The following is a 19,101-nucleotide window of genomic DNA, read 5'->3' as shown; positions in this document are numbered from 1 at the left end:
GCTCAAAGGACTTATATTATTTCTTTGAGCTTTATTTATAGTGATTGCAGATTGTGTTAAATTTATAATATTAGCAAACGCATAATTAATAGAGAAAGACACTATAATAAAAAGTAAGACATGATTCTAATCTAAGATAAAGAGAAGGAGGAGAATTAGATGAATGAAAATCAAATGAACCGAATACATACAGGTAAAGGATTTATTGCAGCTTTAGATCAAAGTGGTGGCAGTACTCCAAAAGCGTTACTTGAGTATGGGATTAAAGAAAATAGTTATTCTAATGAGGAGGAAATGTTTGATCAAGTACATGAAATGAGGAAGCGCATAATAAAGAGTCCAGCATTTACTTCAGAATATATTTTGGGTGCTATACTATTTGAAGACACAATGTATCGTACTATTGACAATCAATATACACCTGATTATCTTTGGAAGGAAAAAAATATTGTACCTTTCTTAAAGGTTGATAAAGGCTTAACTGAAATTGAAAATGGTGTTCAGCTTATGAAACCAATAAGTAATTTAGATGATCTTTTAAAGCAGGCAGTAGAAAAAAACATTTTTGGAACAAAAATGCGCTCAGTTATTAAGGAAGCAAATGCTAAAGGAATTAAAATGGTAGTTGATCAGCAATTTGAAATTGGTAAACAGATTGTAGAAGCAGGTCTTGTTCCTATTATTGAACCAGAAGTTGACATCCATAGCACCGATAAGGAAGAATCTGAAAAACTTTTAAAACTTGAAATTTTAGAGCAATTATCAAAACTTGATAAAGAAACAAAAGTGATGCTTAAACTTTCAATACCAACTCAAGATAATTTCTACATTGATTTAATAGATGAGCCACATGTTGTCAGAGTAGTAGCTCTGTCAGGTGGTTATAGTCAAGCAGAAGCAAACGAAAGACTCGGACGCAATAATGGATTAATTGCCAGTTTTTCAAGAGCTTTATCTCAAGGGCTCACTGCTCAGCAAACTGAAGAAGAATTTAATGCAACAATATTAAAATCAGTTAAAGAAATCTATGAAGCATCAGTGAAATAATTTATTATTATTGCATTATGATTAATCAATGTCGTAAGCTAGGTGAATATTTATTGAGGTTTGGACACTTTTCATAGTCTTAAATAATTACCTATATTTATAAAATGTCGGAATGTAGTGAAAATTAAAACAAAATAGAAATTTGTGAATTAATATGTATTGACACCATATAATAAGGTATGATATACTTCATATAACTTAGGGGAGTAGCTTATAAGCTATAGAGCCAACAACCGGCAATTAAAACTGCCTGGTTCTATACTCCAAATGGAAAGCAAGACCTTTGATACGATTTAGTTGTTACTGAATCAGATCAAAGGTCTTTTTTGTTAAATTAAAACTATAAAATCAAGATAGTGGAGGGATAAACATGGACATTTATTATATTATTTTAGTTTTACCGGCATTGGCTTTTTCGCTTTATTGTCAATTTAAAGTAAAAGGAACTTTTGACAAGTATAGCAATTATGGCAATGCTAGAGGATTTACTGGTGCAGATGTTGCAAGGAGAATTCTTGATAGAAATGGACTTTATGATGTAGCTGTAGTTCCCACAGCAGGCAGCTTAACTGATCACTATGATCCTGGAAAAAAGGTAGTGAGATTATCTGAATCAGTATATTACAGCAATTCTGTTGCAGCCATAGGTGTTGCAGCTCATGAAACTGGACATGCAATACAACATAAAGTACAATATGCACCACTTTCTATAAGAAGTGGGCTTGTACCAATTGCAAATATAGGTTCTATGGCAGGCCCATATATGGCGATTTTTGGATTAATATTTCAAATTCCTTTGCTTGCACAACTAGGCATAGTGTTTTTTACTGGGGCGGTAGCATTTTATTTTGTAACTTTACCAGTAGAATTTAATGCAAGTAAAAGAGCAATATCAGAGTTAGAATCCCAAGGAATACTTAGTTTTAATGAAATGGCTCCTGCAAAAAAAGTGCTAAATGCAGCAGCTATGACTTATGTTGCTTCTGCAATAACTGCTGTTGCAAGTTTGCTTCACCTTATATTTTTATTCATGGGAAGTAGTGATAGAGAATAATAAATTATCATGCATGGAGCGTGTTAAAGTCCATACAATACAGATTATTTGGTTAAGGTTGTAATTTGCTAATATTAAAGGAGGAAAGTTTATGTTTCAAAATAGAAAAGAGTCGCCTAAAAAAAATGGATTACCCAATAAAAAGGAGTTACCGAAATACATTATAGCAGCGCTTATAATTACATTAGTAATAAATATAGTTATAAATTTGATTTCTCAGTCAAATCATAAACAAATTGATTATAGTGAATTTCTTACAATGGTAAATAATAAACAAGTAGAATCAGTTGAGATTTATAGTGACAAGCTTGTTATAACACCAAAAAGTGATGAGGATGCTTCAGCTATAAATAAAAAATTATATTATACTGGCAACCTAGACTATCCTCAACTTGTAGATAAACTATATAATGCAGATGTAAAGTTTACTACCCCCGTAAAAAATACTCAGTCTCCAATTATTGGTTTTATACTTTCGTGGATTATACCTTTTGCTATATTCTATATGTTAGGTAATTGGTTCATGAAGTCTTTAAGTAATAAAATTGGAGGCGGCGGAGGAGGATTTATGTCCGTCGGAAAAAGTAATGCGAAGGTATATGTTGAAAAGACTACAGGAGTATCTTTTAAAGATGTAGCAGGTCAGGAAGAAGCTAAAGAATCTCTTAAGGAGATAGTTGATTTTCTTCACAAACCTGAAAGATATACAAAGATAGGAGCTAAGCTTCCTAAAGGCGCACTTTTAGTAGGACCTCCAGGTACAGGAAAGACATTACTTGCAAAAGCTGTGGCAGGAGAAGCAAAGGTACCATTTTTCTCACTTTCTGGGTCAGGTTTTGTAGAGATGTTTGTAGGTGTTGGAGCTTCAAGAGTAAGAGATTTGTTTGCTCAAGCTGAAAAGCAAGCACCATGTATTATTTTTATTGATGAAATTGATGCAATAGGTAAGAGTAGAGAAGGTAATATAAGTGGAAATGATGAAAGAGAACAGACCTTAAACCAGTTACTTGCTGAAATGGATGGCTTCGATTCTTCAAAGGGAGTTGTTATTCTTGCAGCCACTAATAGGCCAGAAGTCCTTGATAAAGCGCTATTAAGACCTGGACGTTTTGATCGTAGAGTTATAGTAGATAAACCAGATCTTAAGGGAAGAGAAAATATATTAAAGGTTCACTCCAAGAATATAATAATGGATGAAAGTGTTAATCTAAAAGAGATAGCACTTGCTACTGCTGGTGCTGTTGGAGCTGATCTCGCAAACATGGTTAATGAAGCTGCTTTAAGAGCTGTAAGAATGGGGAGAGATACGGTTAGGCAGGATGATTTATTTGAAGCAGTCGAAACTGTAATTGCAGGTAAAGAGAAAAAGGATAGAGTAATGACTGAGAATGAGAAAAGTCTTGTTGCATTTCACGAAGTTGGACATGCATTAGCTTCAGCGCTTCAGAAAAAGACTCAGCCAGTTCATAAGATTACAATTGTTCCAAGAACAATGGGAGCACTTGGATATACTATGCAGATGCCGGAAGAAGAAAAGTACCTTATGTCTAAAGATGAATTGCTAGAACAGATAGTTGTTCTTCTTGCAGGAAGAGCAGCTGAAGATCTTGTGTTTAATGAAATAACTACAGGTGCTTCAAATGATATTGAAAGAGCTACTAGTATTGCAAGACAAATGGTAACAATGTATGGAATGTCAGAAAAATTTGGTATGATAGGACTTGAATCAATTCAAAACAGATATCTTGACGGCAGACTAGTAAGGAATTGTTCAGATGAAATATCTGCTGAAGTTGACCGTGAGGTTATGAATATAATCAATGAATCCTACGAAAAGGCAAAAAATCTCCTAAAGGCTAATATGGAAGCTTTGGGCAAAATATCATCGCATCTAATTTTCAAGGAAACCATAATGGGTGATGAATTTATGAAAATTCTGAACTCAATCCAAATAGACGAGCCGGTTAACGTTTAAAGCTAAGAAAGTTTCTTGATAAAAATTTTTATAATATATATTACAAAAATAATTCTTTATCATGATCTTAAAAATATTGCAAGAATTTTAGCCGTAATTGTGAAATGTGCATTGTGAATTGGAACATATATTATGTTGCAAAAAATAAATATTCTTCAGAATATTAGAATATTTATTCTGAAGAATACTAGAATATATATTCTAAACCATATATATTCTTAAGAATATGCTGGAATAATGCCAATCTTAGAGAAAGGTATGTGAAATTAAAGCAAGGTGATGATAATTATTTAATAACCAGTTTAAGCTCATAAATTTCATTCAATATTCATAAGATATGATTAGTAATATTTTATAAATATAATAAATAACATAAAATCATGTTATGAAAAAATATGGGGGAAATAAAATGAGAAAGTTAATATCTGGCGCTTTAGTGGTAATTTCAGTATTAGTTTTAAGTCCAACTGGAGCTAGTGCTGAATGGAGACAAGATAATAGTGGATGGTGGTACTCAGAAGGAAATTCATATGCTAAGGGATGGAGAGACATTAATGGAAAGACGTATTATTTTGATTCAAATGGATATATGAAAACTGGATGGGTGCAAGATAATTATTATGAGACTTGGCATTATTTTTATCAAGATGGAGCTATGGCACATGGTACTGTAATTTATGGATATGAACTAGATGAAGATGGAACTTGGATTAAACCATCCAAGGAAGCTGAAGAAGCAAGAAATTTAATATTAAAAGAAGACAGTAATTATATTTCAAAAATGAATGCTGCATATGGCGCTAAGCTGACAAAAAGATATTTTGAAGGGAATATTAATAAGTTCATAGCTAACGATAAATGGAATCTACCAGTAGAGGATGTATATGTGTTTAGCCTTACAGGCTCTTATAATGATGAATACTGTGGATACATGGTTGGTAAGACAAGTAAAAATGTATATTGCGTGCCACATCAAGGAGGACTTTCAATATATCAAATAAAGAATAATGAAATAGTAAAAACTTATAAGTGGCTTGATAGCAATGGATATGATGGTAATTGGCGTAATTTAGACAAAGATAAATAATTTTAAGTAAAGTTGATTTTTTCATTAAAAAGTTTATAGATATATTTATATTATGAAAATCCAAGGTTCATTGGCCTTGGATTTTTTAGTATGTGCAATTTTATAATTCATGCTTAGAAAATATGCTAAGCATGAATTATAAATGCAATTACAAAATTATTAAATCATAAGCAAGTCATTTAATCATTCCATTAATATGTTATTGGTTATTAGATAAAACCTGTAAAACTTCATTTATATCTGGAAGTTGTTCTGATGGGTAAACTTTTATCTTCCTTTCTCTTTAAATTCTCTTAATATAGAATTCCCTAAACGATAGTTTTTATGAAAATTAAGAAGAAAAAGTATAAAAGAGTTATTTTTTCTAAAGATTATTATAGATAAAAAATACGTGAAGATTTAGAAAAATCAAAGATCATGCAAAAAGTATATAAAAATGTACCACTTACAAGTGATAACTAACCACTTACTGCTATCGTGTTTACAACGTAAAAGTCAGCAAATATAATAAAGATGTGGGGAGTGAAAATATGAAAATACGGGTTGAACTTGATAATGAAATTAAAGAAAATGAAGTTATTATTAAATGTAATGAATTAAATGAAGAGGTTAGAAATATTCAAATTGTGCTTGGTGAGCTGCTATCGCAAAAAAAGCATATAACCTTTTACAAAGGAGAAACAGAGTATTATCTTTCACTGGAAGAAATTTTGTTTTTTGAAACTGAAGAAAGCGGTATTTGTGCACATACCATTAATAATATATATAACGTAAAGTATAAGCTATATGAACTCGAGGAATTATTGCCAGGATATTTTATGAGAGTTTCAAAATCAACAATACTAAATACAAATCATATTTACTCCATAACAAAAAGTATATCATCATCAAGCAGAGTTGAATTTCAAAATACTCACAAACAGGTGTATGTCTCAAGATATTATTACAAGCCATTAAAAATTAAATTATTAGAAAAGAGGAAATAATGATGAAAAAAGAAAGAGTCTTCTGGGGAATTTTATTTATACTAGCAGGTATCTTTATGGTTATAAGTAAACTTGGATACTTCCCAGATATAAATGCATTTAGTTTAATATTAACAGTTTTCTTAGTAGTGATCATAGCAAAAAGTATACCTCATCTTAACTTTTCAGGTATTCTATTCCCAATTGCATTTATTTGTATAATCTATGCTAGACAATTAGGAATTACAGCTATTACCCCTTGGACCGTGCTTATGGCAGCACTATTTGGTAGTATCGGCCTTTCCATGATTTTTCATAAACATGTTAACTGGATTCATCATAGTCATGTTCATGAGGATTATAAATTTGAAAAAATTGACATAGAAGATGAAGGTAATATTATATTTAGAAATTCATTTGGAGCTTGTATTAAATATATAAATACAAATGAATTTGAACAAGCTGATCTTAACTGCTCATTTGGAGCTATGAAGGTGTATTTTGATAATGCAGTTATGAGTAGCGAAAATGCTATAGTAAGAGTTAATGCTTCTTTTTCAGGAGTAGAGTTATATATACCAAGAACTTGGAAGGTTGATAATAAGACTAATGTATTTTTAGGTTCTGTTGATGAAAAAAATAGGAACAATGAGAGATCGACAAATACATTAACATTAGTTGGAGATGTTAGTTTTTCGGGAGTAGAAATAATTTATATATAAATGAGAAAATGTTATAGAAAAAGTGCTAAATATCATGAGATATAGCACTTTTTTTATGATTGCACAGGAAGGCAAAGCATTCACAAAGTATTTAGTTCTTTTTTGTGTCCAAATCTGCTATCAGGATTTTTTATCTCGTTTTTAAACTAACACAATTAATCAATATATTCTTGTCTAAAAATAAATAATATATGAAATATAATAAAAATTTATTGATAAACGATAAAAGATGTGATATCTTATATATATAATTTAAAAGTGAGGTGCTTTTTATGAAACGATATTCAACGATTTTTTTAAAGATAGCTGTTATTCTTATCGGAGTTCCAGTTCTTGCTTTATGTATATTTGGGGCATTTCGATTGACTAATAATCCAATAAATCCAGACTATGCAAATATGATATATCCAATTTTAGCAGGTGTGCTTGTATCAGTTGTGCCGTTCTTTGCTGCATTATATCAGGCCTTAAAACTTTTAGGGCATATTGATAAAAATGTAGCGTTTTCTGAGTTATCTGTAAAGGCATTAAAGAATATAAAATACTGTGCAGTTATAATATCTGCATTATATGTGGTAGTGCTTCCGTTTGTTTACTTGTTAGCGGAGAAAGATGATGCCCCAGGTCTCATAATAATTGGAATGACACCTATTTTTGCTTCATTGGTAATCGCAGTTTTCTCTGCTGTTCTTCAAAGGCTCTTAAAAGAAGCTATAGACATAAAATCAGAAAATGATTTAACAGTGTAAGGCGTAAAGATTAATAATCTTAATGTACAGAATGAAGAATGCAGGAGGAAAATAATATGGCGATTATAATTAATATTGATGTTATGCTAGCTAAAAGAAAAATGAGTGTGACGGAGCTTACTGAGAGAGTTGGAATAACAATGGCTAATCTTTCTATACTCAAAAATGGCAAGGCAAAAGCTATTAGATTTTCAACTTTAGAGGCAATATGCAAAGCCCTAGATTGTCAGCCAGGCGATATATTAGAGTATAGAAGTGATGTGGATACTTAAAAATAAGATAAATATAACTAGGTTTTCATCTTGTAAAAGAAAGATAATTTATAATTTGTAGATTCTTTTTTTAGCAGAGTTCTATAGAGTATGAGTAAGATTACATATTTTATTCTAATAATAGTTTATGTTCAATATGTTAAGAATGATAATTTTAGCCAATAAGCATAATACTTTGAAATTAATAATTTGAGGGGAAATACTATGAAGATTAAGTTAATTCAACCTGCAATGCTTCCAAGGCCTATGGATACAAAATTAAAGACAAGAATGTCTCCTTCATTAGCTCTACTCACAATAGCAAATCTTACGCCTAAAGAACATGAGATTATTATTGAAAATGAAAATGTTGATAAGATAGATTTTGATGAAGATGTTGATTTAGTTGCAATAACTGTTACTGTAGATGTTATGAATAGGGCGGCAGAAATATCAAAGGAATTCCAAAAACGTGGAGTAAAAGTAATTGCAGGAGGTATACATATAACAGCAGATCCAGAAGGAGCTGCAAACAGCTTTGATGCAATAATTATAGGAATGGCTGAGAGGGTTTGGAAGAAGGTTCTTAAGGATATAGAAAATAATTCAATTAAAAAAATATATTATGATATGGAAAATATTAATGGAAATGAAATAGTATCTCCTGATTATGGCATGATAGATAATAAGAAATATTTATATACTAATATAATCAGTACAAGCAGAGGATGCCCTTTTAAATGTGATTTTTGCTATAATAGCTGCACTAATTCCATTAAAACTTATATTAATAGGCCTATAGAGGATGTAATTGAAGACATTAAAGTACTAAAAACAAAACATATTATGTTTATTGATGATAATTTTATTGGAAATCCCAAATGGACTAAGGAATTATTAAAAGAAATGAAACCTCTAAAGTTGAAATGGAATGCAGCAGTTACGTCTAATATAGTGGACATGCCTGATGTATTAGATGAGATGAAAGAATCAGGATGTCAAAGCCTTTTTATAGGGTTTGAAAGTATAAATAGTAAGTCAATAGAGAGCGTACATAAAACTCAAAACAGTGTAAGTAGATATGAGAAGCTTGTTGATGAAATTCATAAAAGAGGGATAATGATAAATGCAAGCTTTGTTTTTGGATTAGATGAAGATGATGCAGAAATATTTAAGAGTACATTGGAGTGGATAGTTAAAAATAAAATAGAGACAGTAACGTCTCATATAATGACTCCTTATCCAGGCACAAAGTTATACGCATCATTATTAAAGGAAAATAGAATAGTAGATCATAATTTATCTAATTATAATACTTCCCATGTTGTATACAAACCAAAGAATATGACAGCAGAAGAATTATATGACGGCTATCTATGGATATATAAAGAAGTGTATACGCTTAAGAATATAATTAAGAGACTTCCTAAATCTAAAAAACAATGGATTCCATTTTTAGCTTTTAATTTGCTTTATAGAAAGTTTGGAAAGCTAACTGAGTTGGTATGTAACATAGTTTCATTTGAAGTTATAGGAAGGTTATCAAGATGGGTTGCTTATAGAATAAAGTAAGTGGCAAACTTTGAAAGTAAATGCCTTTACTTTATTGCACGTGTAGTAATTTGTAACTTTATAATTGTTTTAACATGATATTTTATAAGTTATAATTAGAGTAAGTTCATATGATGAATAAATAATGTAATATTTTTTGTTTTTATTATCATTTTTTTAAGTATATTTTTATTAATTTATAATAAATTAATAAATAGAAAATCAAATAATTAGAAGGGAGTCTATATAAGTAATGAAAAAACGAAAAATATTTAAGGTTTAAGGAGGACAGTTTATGAGAGGGTATTATGAGAAAACGCCAGAAGAGTCACTGGAAATGTTAGGAGTTACTAGAAATGGCTTAAATGATGAAGAAATTACAAAAAGACGAGAGAAATATGGTTTTAATGAATTAGAGGAAGCAGCAAGGAAAAGTCCATTTCAGGTTTTTCTTGAGCAGTTTAAGGACTTTTTAGTAATTATATTATTAGGAGCAGCAATCATTTCAGCTTTTCTTGGAAAGCTTGAAAGTACCATTGTTATAATGGTTGTAGTTATTATCAATTCAATACTTGGCACAATACAACATATTAAAGCAGAACAATCATTAAAGGGACTTAAGGCCCTTTCATCACCTGTAGCAAAGGTTTTTAGAAATGGTCAAAAGATTGAGATTCCTTCAAGAGAACTTTTAGTAGGAGATATTTTATATCTTGATGCTGGAGATTATGTTAGTGCAGATGGTAGAATTCTTGAAAGTTTTAGTCTTCAAGTGAATGAGAGTTCTTTAACAGGTGAGTCAGAAAGTGTTTTAAAATTTATAGATGTAATAAATAAAGATGATGTATCTATTGGTGACAGAAAAAACATGGTATTTTCCGGAAGCTTTGTAACTTACGGAAGAGGAGTTGTTTTAGTTACAAGTATAGGGATGAATACCGAAATTGGGAAAATAGCGAACTTGTTAGAAAGTGCAAAGGAAAAGAAAACACCGCTTCAAGTTGGTTTAGATAACTTCGGTAAAAAACTTGCTTTTGTCATTTTAATAATTTCAGCAATTATTTTTGGTTTAGATATATTTAGAGGGCGTAATATTATAGATTCTTTTATGTTTGCAGTATCTTTAGCGGTGGCAGCTATACCAGAAGCGCTAAGTTCAATAGTAACAATTGTTCTTGCACTTGGAACTCAAAAGATGGCTAAGAAAAATGCAATTGTAAGAAAACTTCATGCTGTTGAAAGTCTTGGAAGTATATCGGTTATATGTTCAGATAAAACAGGGACTTTAACACAAAACAAAATGACAGTACAGAAAGTTTTTGTTGATGGTAAAGTACTTGATCATGATAGTTTGGATCATGATAAGACTTTAGAGAAAAATTTAGTTTTAATGGCATTATTGTGTAATGATGCTGTTACAGTAGAAAATAAGGAAATTGGTGATCCAACTGAAGTTGCATTAGTTAATCTAGGTGAAGTATATGAACTAGATGAATTGATCATAAGAGATCAATATCCAAGACTTGGAGAAGTACCTTTTGATTCAGATAGAAAATTAATGAGTACTATTCACCAGTTTAATGATAAATACATAATGTTAACTAAAGGTGCATTAGATGTACTTTTATCAAGAACAGTAAAAGTTGAAACTTCAGAAGGAATAATGGATTTTACAGAAGAGCACAAAAAAGAAATTGAAGAGATAAATAGAAAATTTTCAATGGATGGGCTTAGAGTTTTGTCTTTTGCTTATAAGGAGATTTCAGAAGGAAAAGAAATTACTCTTGAAGATGAATATGATTTAATATTTGTTGGTCTTATAGCTATGATGGATCCACCAAGAAATGAATCGAAAGAAGCTGTTGAAAAATGCATTAAAGCAGGAATAAAACCTGTAATGATAACTGGTGATCATAAAATTACTGCATCTGCTATAGCTAAGCAAATAGGAATACTTAAAGATGAATCAGAGGCAATGGAAGGGTTTGAATTGGAGAAAATTAGTGATGAAGAGTTAAAAAACAAAGTAGATAAGACTTCAGTTTATGCTAGAGTATCTCCAGAACATAAAATCAGAATAGTAAGAGCATGGCAGGAAAAAGGAAATATTGTTGCAATGACCGGAGATGGTGTAAATGATGCCCCAGCTTTAAAGCAGGCGGATATAGGAATTGCAATGGGAATAACGGGGACAGAAGTTGCTAAAGATGCTGCTTCAATTGTACTTGCTGATGACAATTTTTCAACTATAGTAAAATCTATCTCAAATGGGAGAAGCATATATGCAAATATTAAAAATTCAATTAAATTTCTCTTATCAGGTAATACTGCAGGAATATTATCAGTATTGTATGCGTCAATAGGAGCATTACCAATACCTTTTGCAGCAGTTCACCTATTGTTTATTAATTTGGTTACAGATAGCTTACCAGCAATAGCAATAGGACTTGAGCCTCATAATGAGAATATAATGAAAGAAAAACCAAGAAATATAAATGTTCCAATACTTAATAAATCTTTTGCAATTGAAGTTATAATGGAAGGGTTGCTTATTGCAATAGTTACTATGGCGGCTTTTCACATAGGATTATATACAGGTGGTGCTGAGGTTGCAAGTACAATGGCTTTTGCAACTTTATGTTTATCAAGGCTGCTTCATGGATTTAATTGTAGATCTAAAGAATCGATTTTTAAAATAGGATTATTTACAAACAAAACTATATGGATTGCAGCAATAATTGGCTATTTGCTATTACTATTAGTTCTGACTTTTAGACCTTTAAGTGGAATCTTTGAAGTTAGTGCATTAAATTCAATGGAATTTAGTTATATTTATGGATTATCAGTTATCCCACTTATTATAGTTCAAATTTATAAATTATTATTTGTTAGAGATAAAGCATAAAAATGTTAAATTTATAGTTTAACTGTTTTGGATATCTAAGATATTATTATTTATATTCAATCAATTAGTTTAGGAGGTGGGAAGCTCTAATTTAGAGTATTCTCATCTTTTTTTATTGTCTAGGAAAGTATAGAATTTTTTGATTTTGAAAGCCAGTGATACCAATGGCTATAAGGATATTGGCCTGTAAAAAATGGTATAAAGAAAGAGCGTGGCGCAGCCACTTTTGTTCTAATTAGGAACATGCCTTGCATATTGATGCATTAAATATTAATGCATTAAGTTTTCGTTTTAGGTTATATATAAGATAGAAAGGTGGAAAAGCAAGTATGAAGAATAAAATTCTAAATCCATTTATATACTTTTTTAAAAATGAATCTTCAAGTGGCATAATATTATTAATTTCTGCACTTTTGGCAATGATAATCGCAAATTCTAAATTTGCGTCAATATATGAGAATACATTACATACTTATATAGCCATAGGATATATGAATCTTTCTTTGTCGATGTCAGTTCTTCATTGGATCAATGATGGATTAATGGCTATATTCTTCTTAGTTGTTGGTATGGAGATAAAGAGGGAAGTTGTGTTTGGAGAACTTAAATCTTTTAATAAGACAATACTTCCAATATCAGCGGCAGTAGGAGGGATGATTGTACCAGCAATTATATACGCTTTAGTTAATTATAAAGCAGTGACAATTTCCGGATGGGGAATACCAATGGCAACAGACATTGCATTTGCGTTAGGCATTCTTTCGTTAGTAGCTAAAAATGCACCAAAAGGAATAGTAGTTTTTCTTACAGCGTTAGCAATAGTTGATGATCTAGGAGCTATTATAGTAATAGCGATATTCTATAGCAATCAAATTTCATGGCTTTCACTTGCCATAGGCTTGATAATTTTTGCAATACTTCTAATAGCTAATAAATTACAAGTTAAATATAAATCATTTTACATTATTATGGGGTTAGTCTTATGGATTTTTATTTTGAAATCAGGTATACATGCAACAATTGCTGGAGTTTTACTTGGGATAGCATTACCTACGGGAAAAAATGTTAACGAGTTTAAAACATCAGTTTTATATAAATTTGAACATGCGTTAACACCTGTATCCAGCTTTATTATTATGCCGATATTCTCCATTGCAAATTCTGGCGTGGTGATTAGTGTGGATAATTTATCAAATATAATATTTTCACCAGTTAGTCTAGGAATTATAGCTGGGCTTTTTGTTGGTAAACAAGTTGGAATATTTGGGATTTCGTATATTTTAGTAAAATTAAAGTGGGCTGAGTTACCATCTAATGTGACTAAAAGACATTTATATGGTGCGAGTATTCTTGCAGGCATTGGATTCACGATGTCGTTATTTATATCTTCTTTATCATTTACTGATGAAGGGACATTATCTTTGGCTAAGATGAGTGTTATGATTGTTTCAATCTTATCTGCTATATTTGGTGCAATAATTTTTAAATTAATAAACTTAAAGGATAACTATAAAGAGGAGAAGATTACAAATTAAATTACATTAAAATAAAGTGAAACTTAAGCTTCAGATAAGATTCTTTATTACAAAATTGAAGCTATTGTTTCACTTAAATTGTTTCTATTTTAAATAAATATCAAAATTAATTTTTTTTACCAATCAAGGTTTCAAACTTATTTAGGTCTTTATTAGAGCCAAGAGCTACTAAAATATCTGTACGTTTAATAATATAATTTGCAGAAGGAGAAACATCTATGCTTTTATCGTTTTTTATTGCAACTATATTTATACCGTATTTACCTCTTATCTCAATATCTCTTATAGATTTGTTAAGCCATTCATCCAGTGGTTCAAGCTCTATCATGCTATAGTCTGAAGGCAGCTCTATATAGTCTAGTATATTAGAAGATACCAAATGATGAGCTACTCTAATTCCCATATCTTGTTCAGGTAAAATGACTCTGTCTGCTCCAATCTTATATAGAATTTTAGCATGTAAGTCACTAGTAGCTTTTCCTACTATATATTTAACTCCCATTTCTTTAACTAATAGGGTTACCATAGTACTAGCTTGAATATTAGTTCCAATTGTTACTATTGCTACATCAAAGTTTCTAAGACCTAAAGTTTTTAATACATTTTCATCGGTTGCATCCAATTGAATAGCATGAGTAACATTATCTGCGATTTCTTGAATTCTATCTTCATTAATATCAATAGCCAATACATGTTGACCTAAATTATATAATGTTGTAGCTATTGAAGTGCCAAATCTTCCAAGTCCAATTATAACAAAATGCTTATTTTTCAAGTTATGACCTCCTATCCAATTAATATTTTTCCTTCAGGATATTTAAGTTTATTTTTTTTCTTTTTATTAATAACAGCTAATAGGACTGTTAAAGGACCAACTCTGCCAAGATACATAGTTATAATAAGAGTTACTTTAGAAATAGAACCTATATTTTGAGTGACTCCAGTAGTCAGTCCAACAGTTGCAAAAGCTGATGTAGCTTCATACAGTAAATTTATGAAAAGTTCCTTTGGTTCCGTAATAGTAAGAATTATAGTTACTATTAACACTAATATCGTAGCAATAGATAATAGAGTAAAAGCTTTATATACAGTTCCCTTGGAAAATCTTCTGCCAAATACTTCAGTGTCCTCTCTTCCATTTAGCACTGACACTAAAGTAAATAGAAGTACACCAAAAGTAGTTACCTTAAGTCCTCCAGCTGTTGAACCAGACGCGCCGCCAATAAACATTAATATAATAGTTATAAATTTACCAGCCATAGTCATTCTATCAGTTGAAATACTATTGAATCCTGCAGTTCTTGGGGTAACAGAAGCAAAAAAAGCATTAAGAACTTTATCTCTAAAATTCATGGCTCCAAGAGTTTTTTGATTTTCATACTCAATAAAAAATATAAGTAAAAAACCAAAAATAATTAAAGCTACTGTTATGTAAAGTACAATTTTTGAATGAATCGAAAGTTTTCTGTTTTTTTTATAATTATATATTTCAAGTGAAACGGTAAATCCAAGCCCGCCAATAATTATAAGTGCACTTATAGTTAATAAAACAATAGGGTTGCTAGAATAACTAACTAAACTAGTATAATTTCCAAATAAATCAAAGCCAGCATTGCAAAATGCAGATATTGAATGGAATATGCTGTAGAATATTCCGACTTTTAATCCAAACTGTTGTATAAATTGTGTTGATAATAATACTGCACCTAGGCTTTGTATAATTATTGTGAACCCCAAAATATATTTAACCATCTTTACAAGCCCCTGTATGCTAAAAGTATTCATTGATTCCTGCATTATAAGTCTATCTTTAAGAGTAATCTTTTTTCCTAAAATTATTGCTATAAAAACAGTAAAAGACATGAATCCAAGGCCACCAGTTTCAATTAAAAGCATTATTACTATTTTGCCGAAAATACTCCAATAAGTGCCTGTATCTAAAGTTACAAGTCCTGTAACGCATACAGCTGAAGTTGATGTAAATAGTGAATCTAGAAAATTAGTATATTCGTTATTTGCTGATGAAATTGGTAAACTAAGTAGGATCGCACCAATTGAAATAACTAGCACGAAGCCTATTGCGAGTATTTGAACAGCACTAAGTTTTGGCTTTTTCATTAAAGCTTCTGTCATGTGTACCTCCTTAAGATTAATAAACTTGTAATTTATTATATATATATATTTCCCCATATTCATATTGGAAATATACAAAAATCTTTTTATTCTCTAGGAATTTATATTGAAGCCAATAAGATAAATATCCGATTTTGTAGTCATATATGCTAAGTATTTATTTGTATTTTAGCATTTTCTGAGTTTATTTCAATGTAATTATTTGTAATGTTAATAATATTAGGATTGAAATTTGACAGAAATATTATCGAAATATGATAGTGTTATCAAACGTTGAATAATGATAAGATTTTTATGGATAATTAGAGCCTTATTTCAAAATATTTACGTATTCTATCTATTAATGTATACTTGTATTGAGTACATATTAGATAATATTTTGCTATGAGGGAGTGATAATATGAGTAAATATAGAAGTTCGTACTGTAAAATTTTCATCAACACTGATGAAGAAAAAGAAGTTATATTGAATTTAATTGAAAAAATAACAATGGGTAGTAAAAAAAGATGGACAATCATCTCAGATTTAATGAAAATAGAATTGATAAACAATGAAGATTTTAGTGAAGAAAAAAGTGTTAAAGAAGAAGACGGTTTTCTATACTCAAAATATTATCTTGGTATTGAGCCTGGAGAAGGTATAAAGGAAGAACAGTATATTACAGGAGTAATAATCTTGCTGGAAAATCTAAGATCATCAGGATACAAGGTAGTTGCTTCCTGTGATTTTCAAAATGAACTTTCCAAATAAAGATATATGTAAATTAATTTAATTAGTTCTTTTAGTAAAATTGAAAGAGATAGCAGACATATCAGGTTAATGATAATAATGCTCTCTCTTTATTTATTGAAAATAGGAAATCGTATTTTAATTATTGACACAATTTTTGAAAAACATACATTGTAAAAGCCTATTTTATGATAGCAAGCTTAATTAGAGTTTGAGTTTTTTTGAATGGAAGACTATAAATAAAACTAGCTGATTGTAGCATGTCCAATGTTTTTAGGTAAAAATATTACTTCGATTACTGGATATAACATCAATAGACCAAGGAAAACAAAGCCTAATTTATAAGAGATAGTAATTGAAAAGAAAATCTGTAGTAAATTAACAACAACTGTAATAATTGATATACCCATTCCTTGTGCTAATGTTGAAACTACAGCATTCAAAGTATTTGCACTATTCCTATCTTGAGGGGCTATTTCAGAAAAGCTTAGTCCATTGTAAGCAGTTAAGGCTAATGAACGTCCTACACCTGAAACTAGCGCAAGAAACATTATCCAAGCAGGAAAAGTATTAATTTGAATGAATGCTAAACCAATTGATGTAACAAACACCATTCCAAATGATGATAATAGTGCACCGCGATAGCCTAATTTACGAATAATTATATTTGTAAAAGGTTTAATTCCAATGTTTCCAACAAAAATAAATAGCACATAACTACCTGCTTTTACTGCTGACCATTGAAAGACTGTTTGTAAAAAAATTGTTAATATGTACGGTAATGCTCCAACACATAGCCATAGAACAGATCCACTTGTCTGGAATATTCTAAAAGAAGTTATTTTTAGCGAATCAAGTGAAAATAGTGGATTATCTGATTTTTTTAAGTGCTTGAAAACTATAAATCCAAGTATTATTCCTAAAATTACTAATCCTAGCGCGCTAAACCAATAATCTTTTCCGTGAGTGGCTATTTCTGCTCCAACTAAAATTATGCCAGATGAAAGTGCAATTTCTATAAATCCTATAAGATCAAATGAAGTTTTATTCTTTACTTTATCAATATCAATTAATTTTGCTCCTATTAATGCTGTAATTAAACCTATTGGTACATTAATTAAAAAAATCCATTGCCAGTTCCAGTAGGTAACAATAAATCCACCAACTAAAGGTGCTATTGCTGGTGCGATGAGTGCTGGCCAAATCAAGTAACTAATCATTTTTAATAGCTGTGAAGCTGGTGTTTTTTCTAACACAATCAGTCTTGCGGTAGGTGTCATCAATGCACCAGAAATTCCTTGTATAATTCTCATTATCAAAAGGAAAGAGAAATTAGGCGCTAGTGCACTGCTTAAGGAACTAATGGTAAAGAGGATGACAGCAATAATCCAAATTTTCTTTTTCCCAAATTGATTAGCCATCCATCCACTTAAGGGAATAAAAATCGCAACTGTGATCAAATACACACTAACGAGTAAAGCAATTGTTGATGAACCCGTATGAAAATATTGGCCCATTTTAGGTAGTGCAGTTGTTACAATTGTTCCATCTAAAATCTCCATAAAGAGACTAGCAGCCATTAATAAGGCTATTTTTATTTCTTTTGTCATTCTCATCACCATTCTTTCTTCAGTTCATGTTTAAACTCTTTAATCCAATCAATTGCAACATTTGCCTGCTGTAGTCGCAATTCAAACCTTTTACTTGCATACCAGTGATCTTTTGAATTTTCCTCAGCTAATTTTTTTAGTGCAAATTGCGTATCTTCAATTATCTCTCTTTGTTCTTGATCGAATTGATCCAATAGTTGCATTTGTTCGTCTAGTGTAAGGTGCTGCATTACATCAAGTTTAATTAAATATATATCAGCAGTATGGGCTCCACTTGGAACAGGCATGTTCATTAGCACAAAAAAACGTTCTTTTCCTTTTTCCGTAATTGTAGCCATTTTCTTATTTTTTCCGTGTGATTCTACGTTAGTTATATCTAAAAAACCATCATTCTCTAATTTTTCAAGCAATGGATAAATTACTCCATAGCTGACTTTACGATGACGTCCTAAAGAAGCTTGTAAGGCATTACGTAGATCATAACCACTTTGTGGTTCTTCCATTAATTCACCTAAAATAAAAAGTTCATTCATTATTTTTATTTCCTCCAATATATCTTTTAGATATATCAAATATATATCTAAAAGATATATATTGCAAGTTATTTGTATAAAAAACTTTTGAAATCAGAAAAAATTATTGAAAAATGAAATTTTGGAGTTGTTTAGTAGGATATTAATACTATTTAAGCAATAGATAATGTGTTTTTGTTATTCAATACAAGGTAATGATAATCATTGTCAAATACAATTTGCAGTGATATACTTAAAATAAATAAATTTACATT

General features: G+C 30.3%; 16 protein-coding genes. 12 read left to right on the top strand and 4 right to left on the bottom strand.

Translation table 11 applies throughout. The annotated features are described in order from the left end of the window. Nucleotides 1–159 precede the first annotated feature (159 nt). The 11 genes from AXY43_RS03300 (at nucleotide 160) to nhaA (ending at nucleotide 13,841) form a co-directional block, all read left to right on the top strand. The gene (locus AXY43_RS03300) at nucleotides 160–1,047 is read left to right on the top strand and encodes a fructose bisphosphate aldolase (RefSeq protein WP_105410974.1); all 888 of its coding nucleotides are present in this window, start codon (nucleotides 160–162) and stop codon (nucleotides 1,045–1,047) included. A 370-nt stretch (nucleotides 1,048–1,417) separates the two neighbouring features. After that, nucleotides 1,418–2,101, top strand: coding sequence for a zinc metallopeptidase (locus AXY43_RS03295; RefSeq protein WP_039773354.1), 684 nt, complete (start codon nucleotides 1,418–1,420; stop codon nucleotides 2,099–2,101). Between the two features lie 91 nt (nucleotides 2,102–2,192). Beyond that, nucleotides 2,193–4,076, top strand: a complete 1,884-nt coding sequence (gene ftsH / locus AXY43_RS03290; protein ID WP_105410973.1) for an ATP-dependent zinc metalloprotease FtsH — start codon at nucleotides 2,193–2,195, stop codon at nucleotides 4,074–4,076. Between the two features lie 409 nt (nucleotides 4,077–4,485). Next, nucleotides 4,486–5,163 (top strand): cell wall-binding protein, encoded by a 678-nt coding sequence (locus AXY43_RS03285; RefSeq protein ID WP_039773353.1) that lies wholly within the window; start codon nucleotides 4,486–4,488, stop codon nucleotides 5,161–5,163. Between the two features lie 530 nt (nucleotides 5,164–5,693). After that, entirely contained in the window at nucleotides 5,694–6,149 is a 456-nt protein-coding gene (locus tag AXY43_RS03280) for a LytTR family DNA-binding domain-containing protein (protein ID WP_017209231.1), read from the top strand. A gap of 2 nt (nucleotides 6,150–6,151) precedes the next feature. Beyond that, complete coding sequence (locus tag AXY43_RS03275; RefSeq protein WP_039773352.1) at nucleotides 6,152–6,850, top strand: LiaF transmembrane domain-containing protein; 699 nt, start codon at nucleotides 6,152–6,154, stop codon at nucleotides 6,848–6,850. Nucleotides 6,851–7,122: 272 nt separating this feature from the next. After that, nucleotides 7,123–7,599 carry a DUF2975 domain-containing protein gene (locus tag AXY43_RS03270; protein WP_039773351.1) on the top strand — a complete coding sequence of 159 codons (477 nt, stop codon included), beginning with the start codon at nucleotides 7,123–7,125 and terminating at the stop codon, nucleotides 7,597–7,599. Nucleotides 7,600–7,655: 56 nt separating this feature from the next. After that, nucleotides 7,656–7,871 (top strand): helix-turn-helix domain-containing protein, encoded by a 216-nt coding sequence (locus tag AXY43_RS03265; RefSeq protein ID WP_023975479.1) that lies wholly within the window; start codon nucleotides 7,656–7,658, stop codon nucleotides 7,869–7,871. Between the two features lie 204 nt (nucleotides 7,872–8,075). Beyond that, complete coding sequence (locus tag AXY43_RS03260) at nucleotides 8,076–9,422, top strand: B12-binding domain-containing radical SAM protein (protein WP_077867758.1); 1,347 nt, start codon at nucleotides 8,076–8,078, stop codon at nucleotides 9,420–9,422. 274 nt (nucleotides 9,423–9,696) lie between these two features. Then, complete coding sequence (locus AXY43_RS03255) at nucleotides 9,697–12,306, top strand: cation-translocating P-type ATPase (RefSeq protein WP_105410971.1); 2,610 nt, start codon at nucleotides 9,697–9,699, stop codon at nucleotides 12,304–12,306. Between the two features lie 329 nt (nucleotides 12,307–12,635). Further along, the gene (gene nhaA / locus AXY43_RS03250; protein ID WP_105410970.1) at nucleotides 12,636–13,841 is read left to right on the top strand and encodes a Na+/H+ antiporter NhaA; all 1,206 of its coding nucleotides are present in this window, start codon (nucleotides 12,636–12,638) and stop codon (nucleotides 13,839–13,841) included. Nucleotides 13,842–13,947: 106 nt separating this feature from the next. Here the strand turns inward: nhaA and AXY43_RS03245 are convergent, their stop codons facing one another. Both AXY43_RS03245 and AXY43_RS03240 read right to left on the bottom strand, forming a co-directional pair. After that, nucleotides 13,948–14,616, bottom strand: coding sequence for a potassium channel family protein (locus AXY43_RS03245; protein WP_039773347.1), 669 nt, complete (start codon nucleotides 14,614–14,616; stop codon nucleotides 13,948–13,950). An 11-nt stretch (nucleotides 14,617–14,627) separates the two neighbouring features. After that, a complete protein-coding gene (locus AXY43_RS03240) occupies nucleotides 14,628–15,974 on the bottom strand; it encodes a TrkH family potassium uptake protein (RefSeq protein WP_105410969.1) in 1,347 nt (448 codons plus the stop codon). Nucleotides 15,975–16,374: 400 nt separating this feature from the next. Between AXY43_RS03240 and AXY43_RS03235 the strand changes: the two genes are divergently transcribed. Then, nucleotides 16,375–16,725 (top strand): hypothetical protein, encoded by a 351-nt coding sequence (locus AXY43_RS03235; protein WP_012059221.1) that lies wholly within the window; start codon nucleotides 16,375–16,377, stop codon nucleotides 16,723–16,725. Nucleotides 16,726–16,949: 224 nt separating this feature from the next. Here the strand turns inward: AXY43_RS03235 and AXY43_RS03230 are convergent, their stop codons facing one another. Together AXY43_RS03230 and AXY43_RS03225 are read right to left on the bottom strand one after the other, a co-directional pair. Beyond that, nucleotides 16,950–18,314, bottom strand: a complete 1,365-nt coding sequence (locus AXY43_RS03230) for an MFS transporter (RefSeq protein ID WP_039773391.1) — start codon at nucleotides 18,312–18,314, stop codon at nucleotides 16,950–16,952. 5 nt (nucleotides 18,315–18,319) lie between these two features. Next, nucleotides 18,320–18,886: a PadR family transcriptional regulator gene (locus AXY43_RS03225; RefSeq protein WP_241394825.1), complete on the bottom strand. Its 567-nt coding sequence runs from the start codon at nucleotides 18,884–18,886 to the stop codon at nucleotides 18,320–18,322. Nucleotides 18,887–19,101: the final 215 nt, after the last annotated feature.

This window comes from Clostridium sp. MF28 (assembly GCF_002969175.1).
In the GTDB taxonomy this organism is placed as follows: domain Bacteria; phylum Bacillota; class Clostridia; order Clostridiales; family Clostridiaceae; genus Clostridium; species Clostridium beijerinckii.
Note: the sequence above shows the minus strand (reverse complement) of the source record. Positions and strands in the feature narration are given on the sequence as shown.

Excerpts from the sequence above, each read along its gene's own strand:
- AXY43_RS03235 (WP_012059221.1), top strand. The coding sequence starts at position 16,375 with ATGAGTAAATATAGAAGTTCGTACTGTAAAATTTTCATCAACACTGAT.
- AXY43_RS03230 (WP_039773391.1), bottom strand. The coding sequence starts at position 18,314 with ATGACAAAAGAAATAAAAATAGCCTTATTAATGGCTGCTAGTCTCTTT.
- AXY43_RS03285 (WP_039773353.1), top strand. The coding sequence starts at position 4,486 with ATGAGAAAGTTAATATCTGGCGCTTTAGTGGTAATTTCAGTATTAGTT.
- AXY43_RS03265 (WP_023975479.1), top strand. The coding sequence starts at position 7,656 with ATGGCGATTATAATTAATATTGATGTTATGCTAGCTAAAAGAAAAATG.
- AXY43_RS03270 (WP_039773351.1), top strand. The coding sequence starts at position 7,123 with ATGAAACGATATTCAACGATTTTTTTAAAGATAGCTGTTATTCTTATC.
- AXY43_RS03240 (WP_105410969.1), bottom strand. The coding sequence starts at position 15,974 with ATGACAGAAGCTTTAATGAAAAAGCCAAAACTTAGTGCTGTTCAAATA.
- AXY43_RS03300 (WP_105410974.1), top strand. The coding sequence starts at position 160 with ATGAATGAAAATCAAATGAACCGAATACATACAGGTAAAGGATTTATT.
- AXY43_RS03260 (WP_077867758.1), top strand. The coding sequence starts at position 8,076 with ATGAAGATTAAGTTAATTCAACCTGCAATGCTTCCAAGGCCTATGGAT.
- AXY43_RS03295 (WP_039773354.1), top strand. The coding sequence starts at position 1,418 with ATGGACATTTATTATATTATTTTAGTTTTACCGGCATTGGCTTTTTCG.
- nhaA (WP_105410970.1), top strand. The coding sequence starts at position 12,636 with ATGAAGAATAAAATTCTAAATCCATTTATATACTTTTTTAAAAATGAA.
- AXY43_RS03280 (WP_017209231.1), top strand. The coding sequence starts at position 5,694 with ATGAAAATACGGGTTGAACTTGATAATGAAATTAAAGAAAATGAAGTT.
- ftsH (WP_105410973.1), top strand. The coding sequence starts at position 2,193 with ATGTTTCAAAATAGAAAAGAGTCGCCTAAAAAAAATGGATTACCCAAT.
- AXY43_RS03255 (WP_105410971.1), top strand. The coding sequence starts at position 9,697 with ATGAGAGGGTATTATGAGAAAACGCCAGAAGAGTCACTGGAAATGTTA.
- AXY43_RS03275 (WP_039773352.1), top strand. The coding sequence starts at position 6,152 with ATGAAAAAAGAAAGAGTCTTCTGGGGAATTTTATTTATACTAGCAGGT.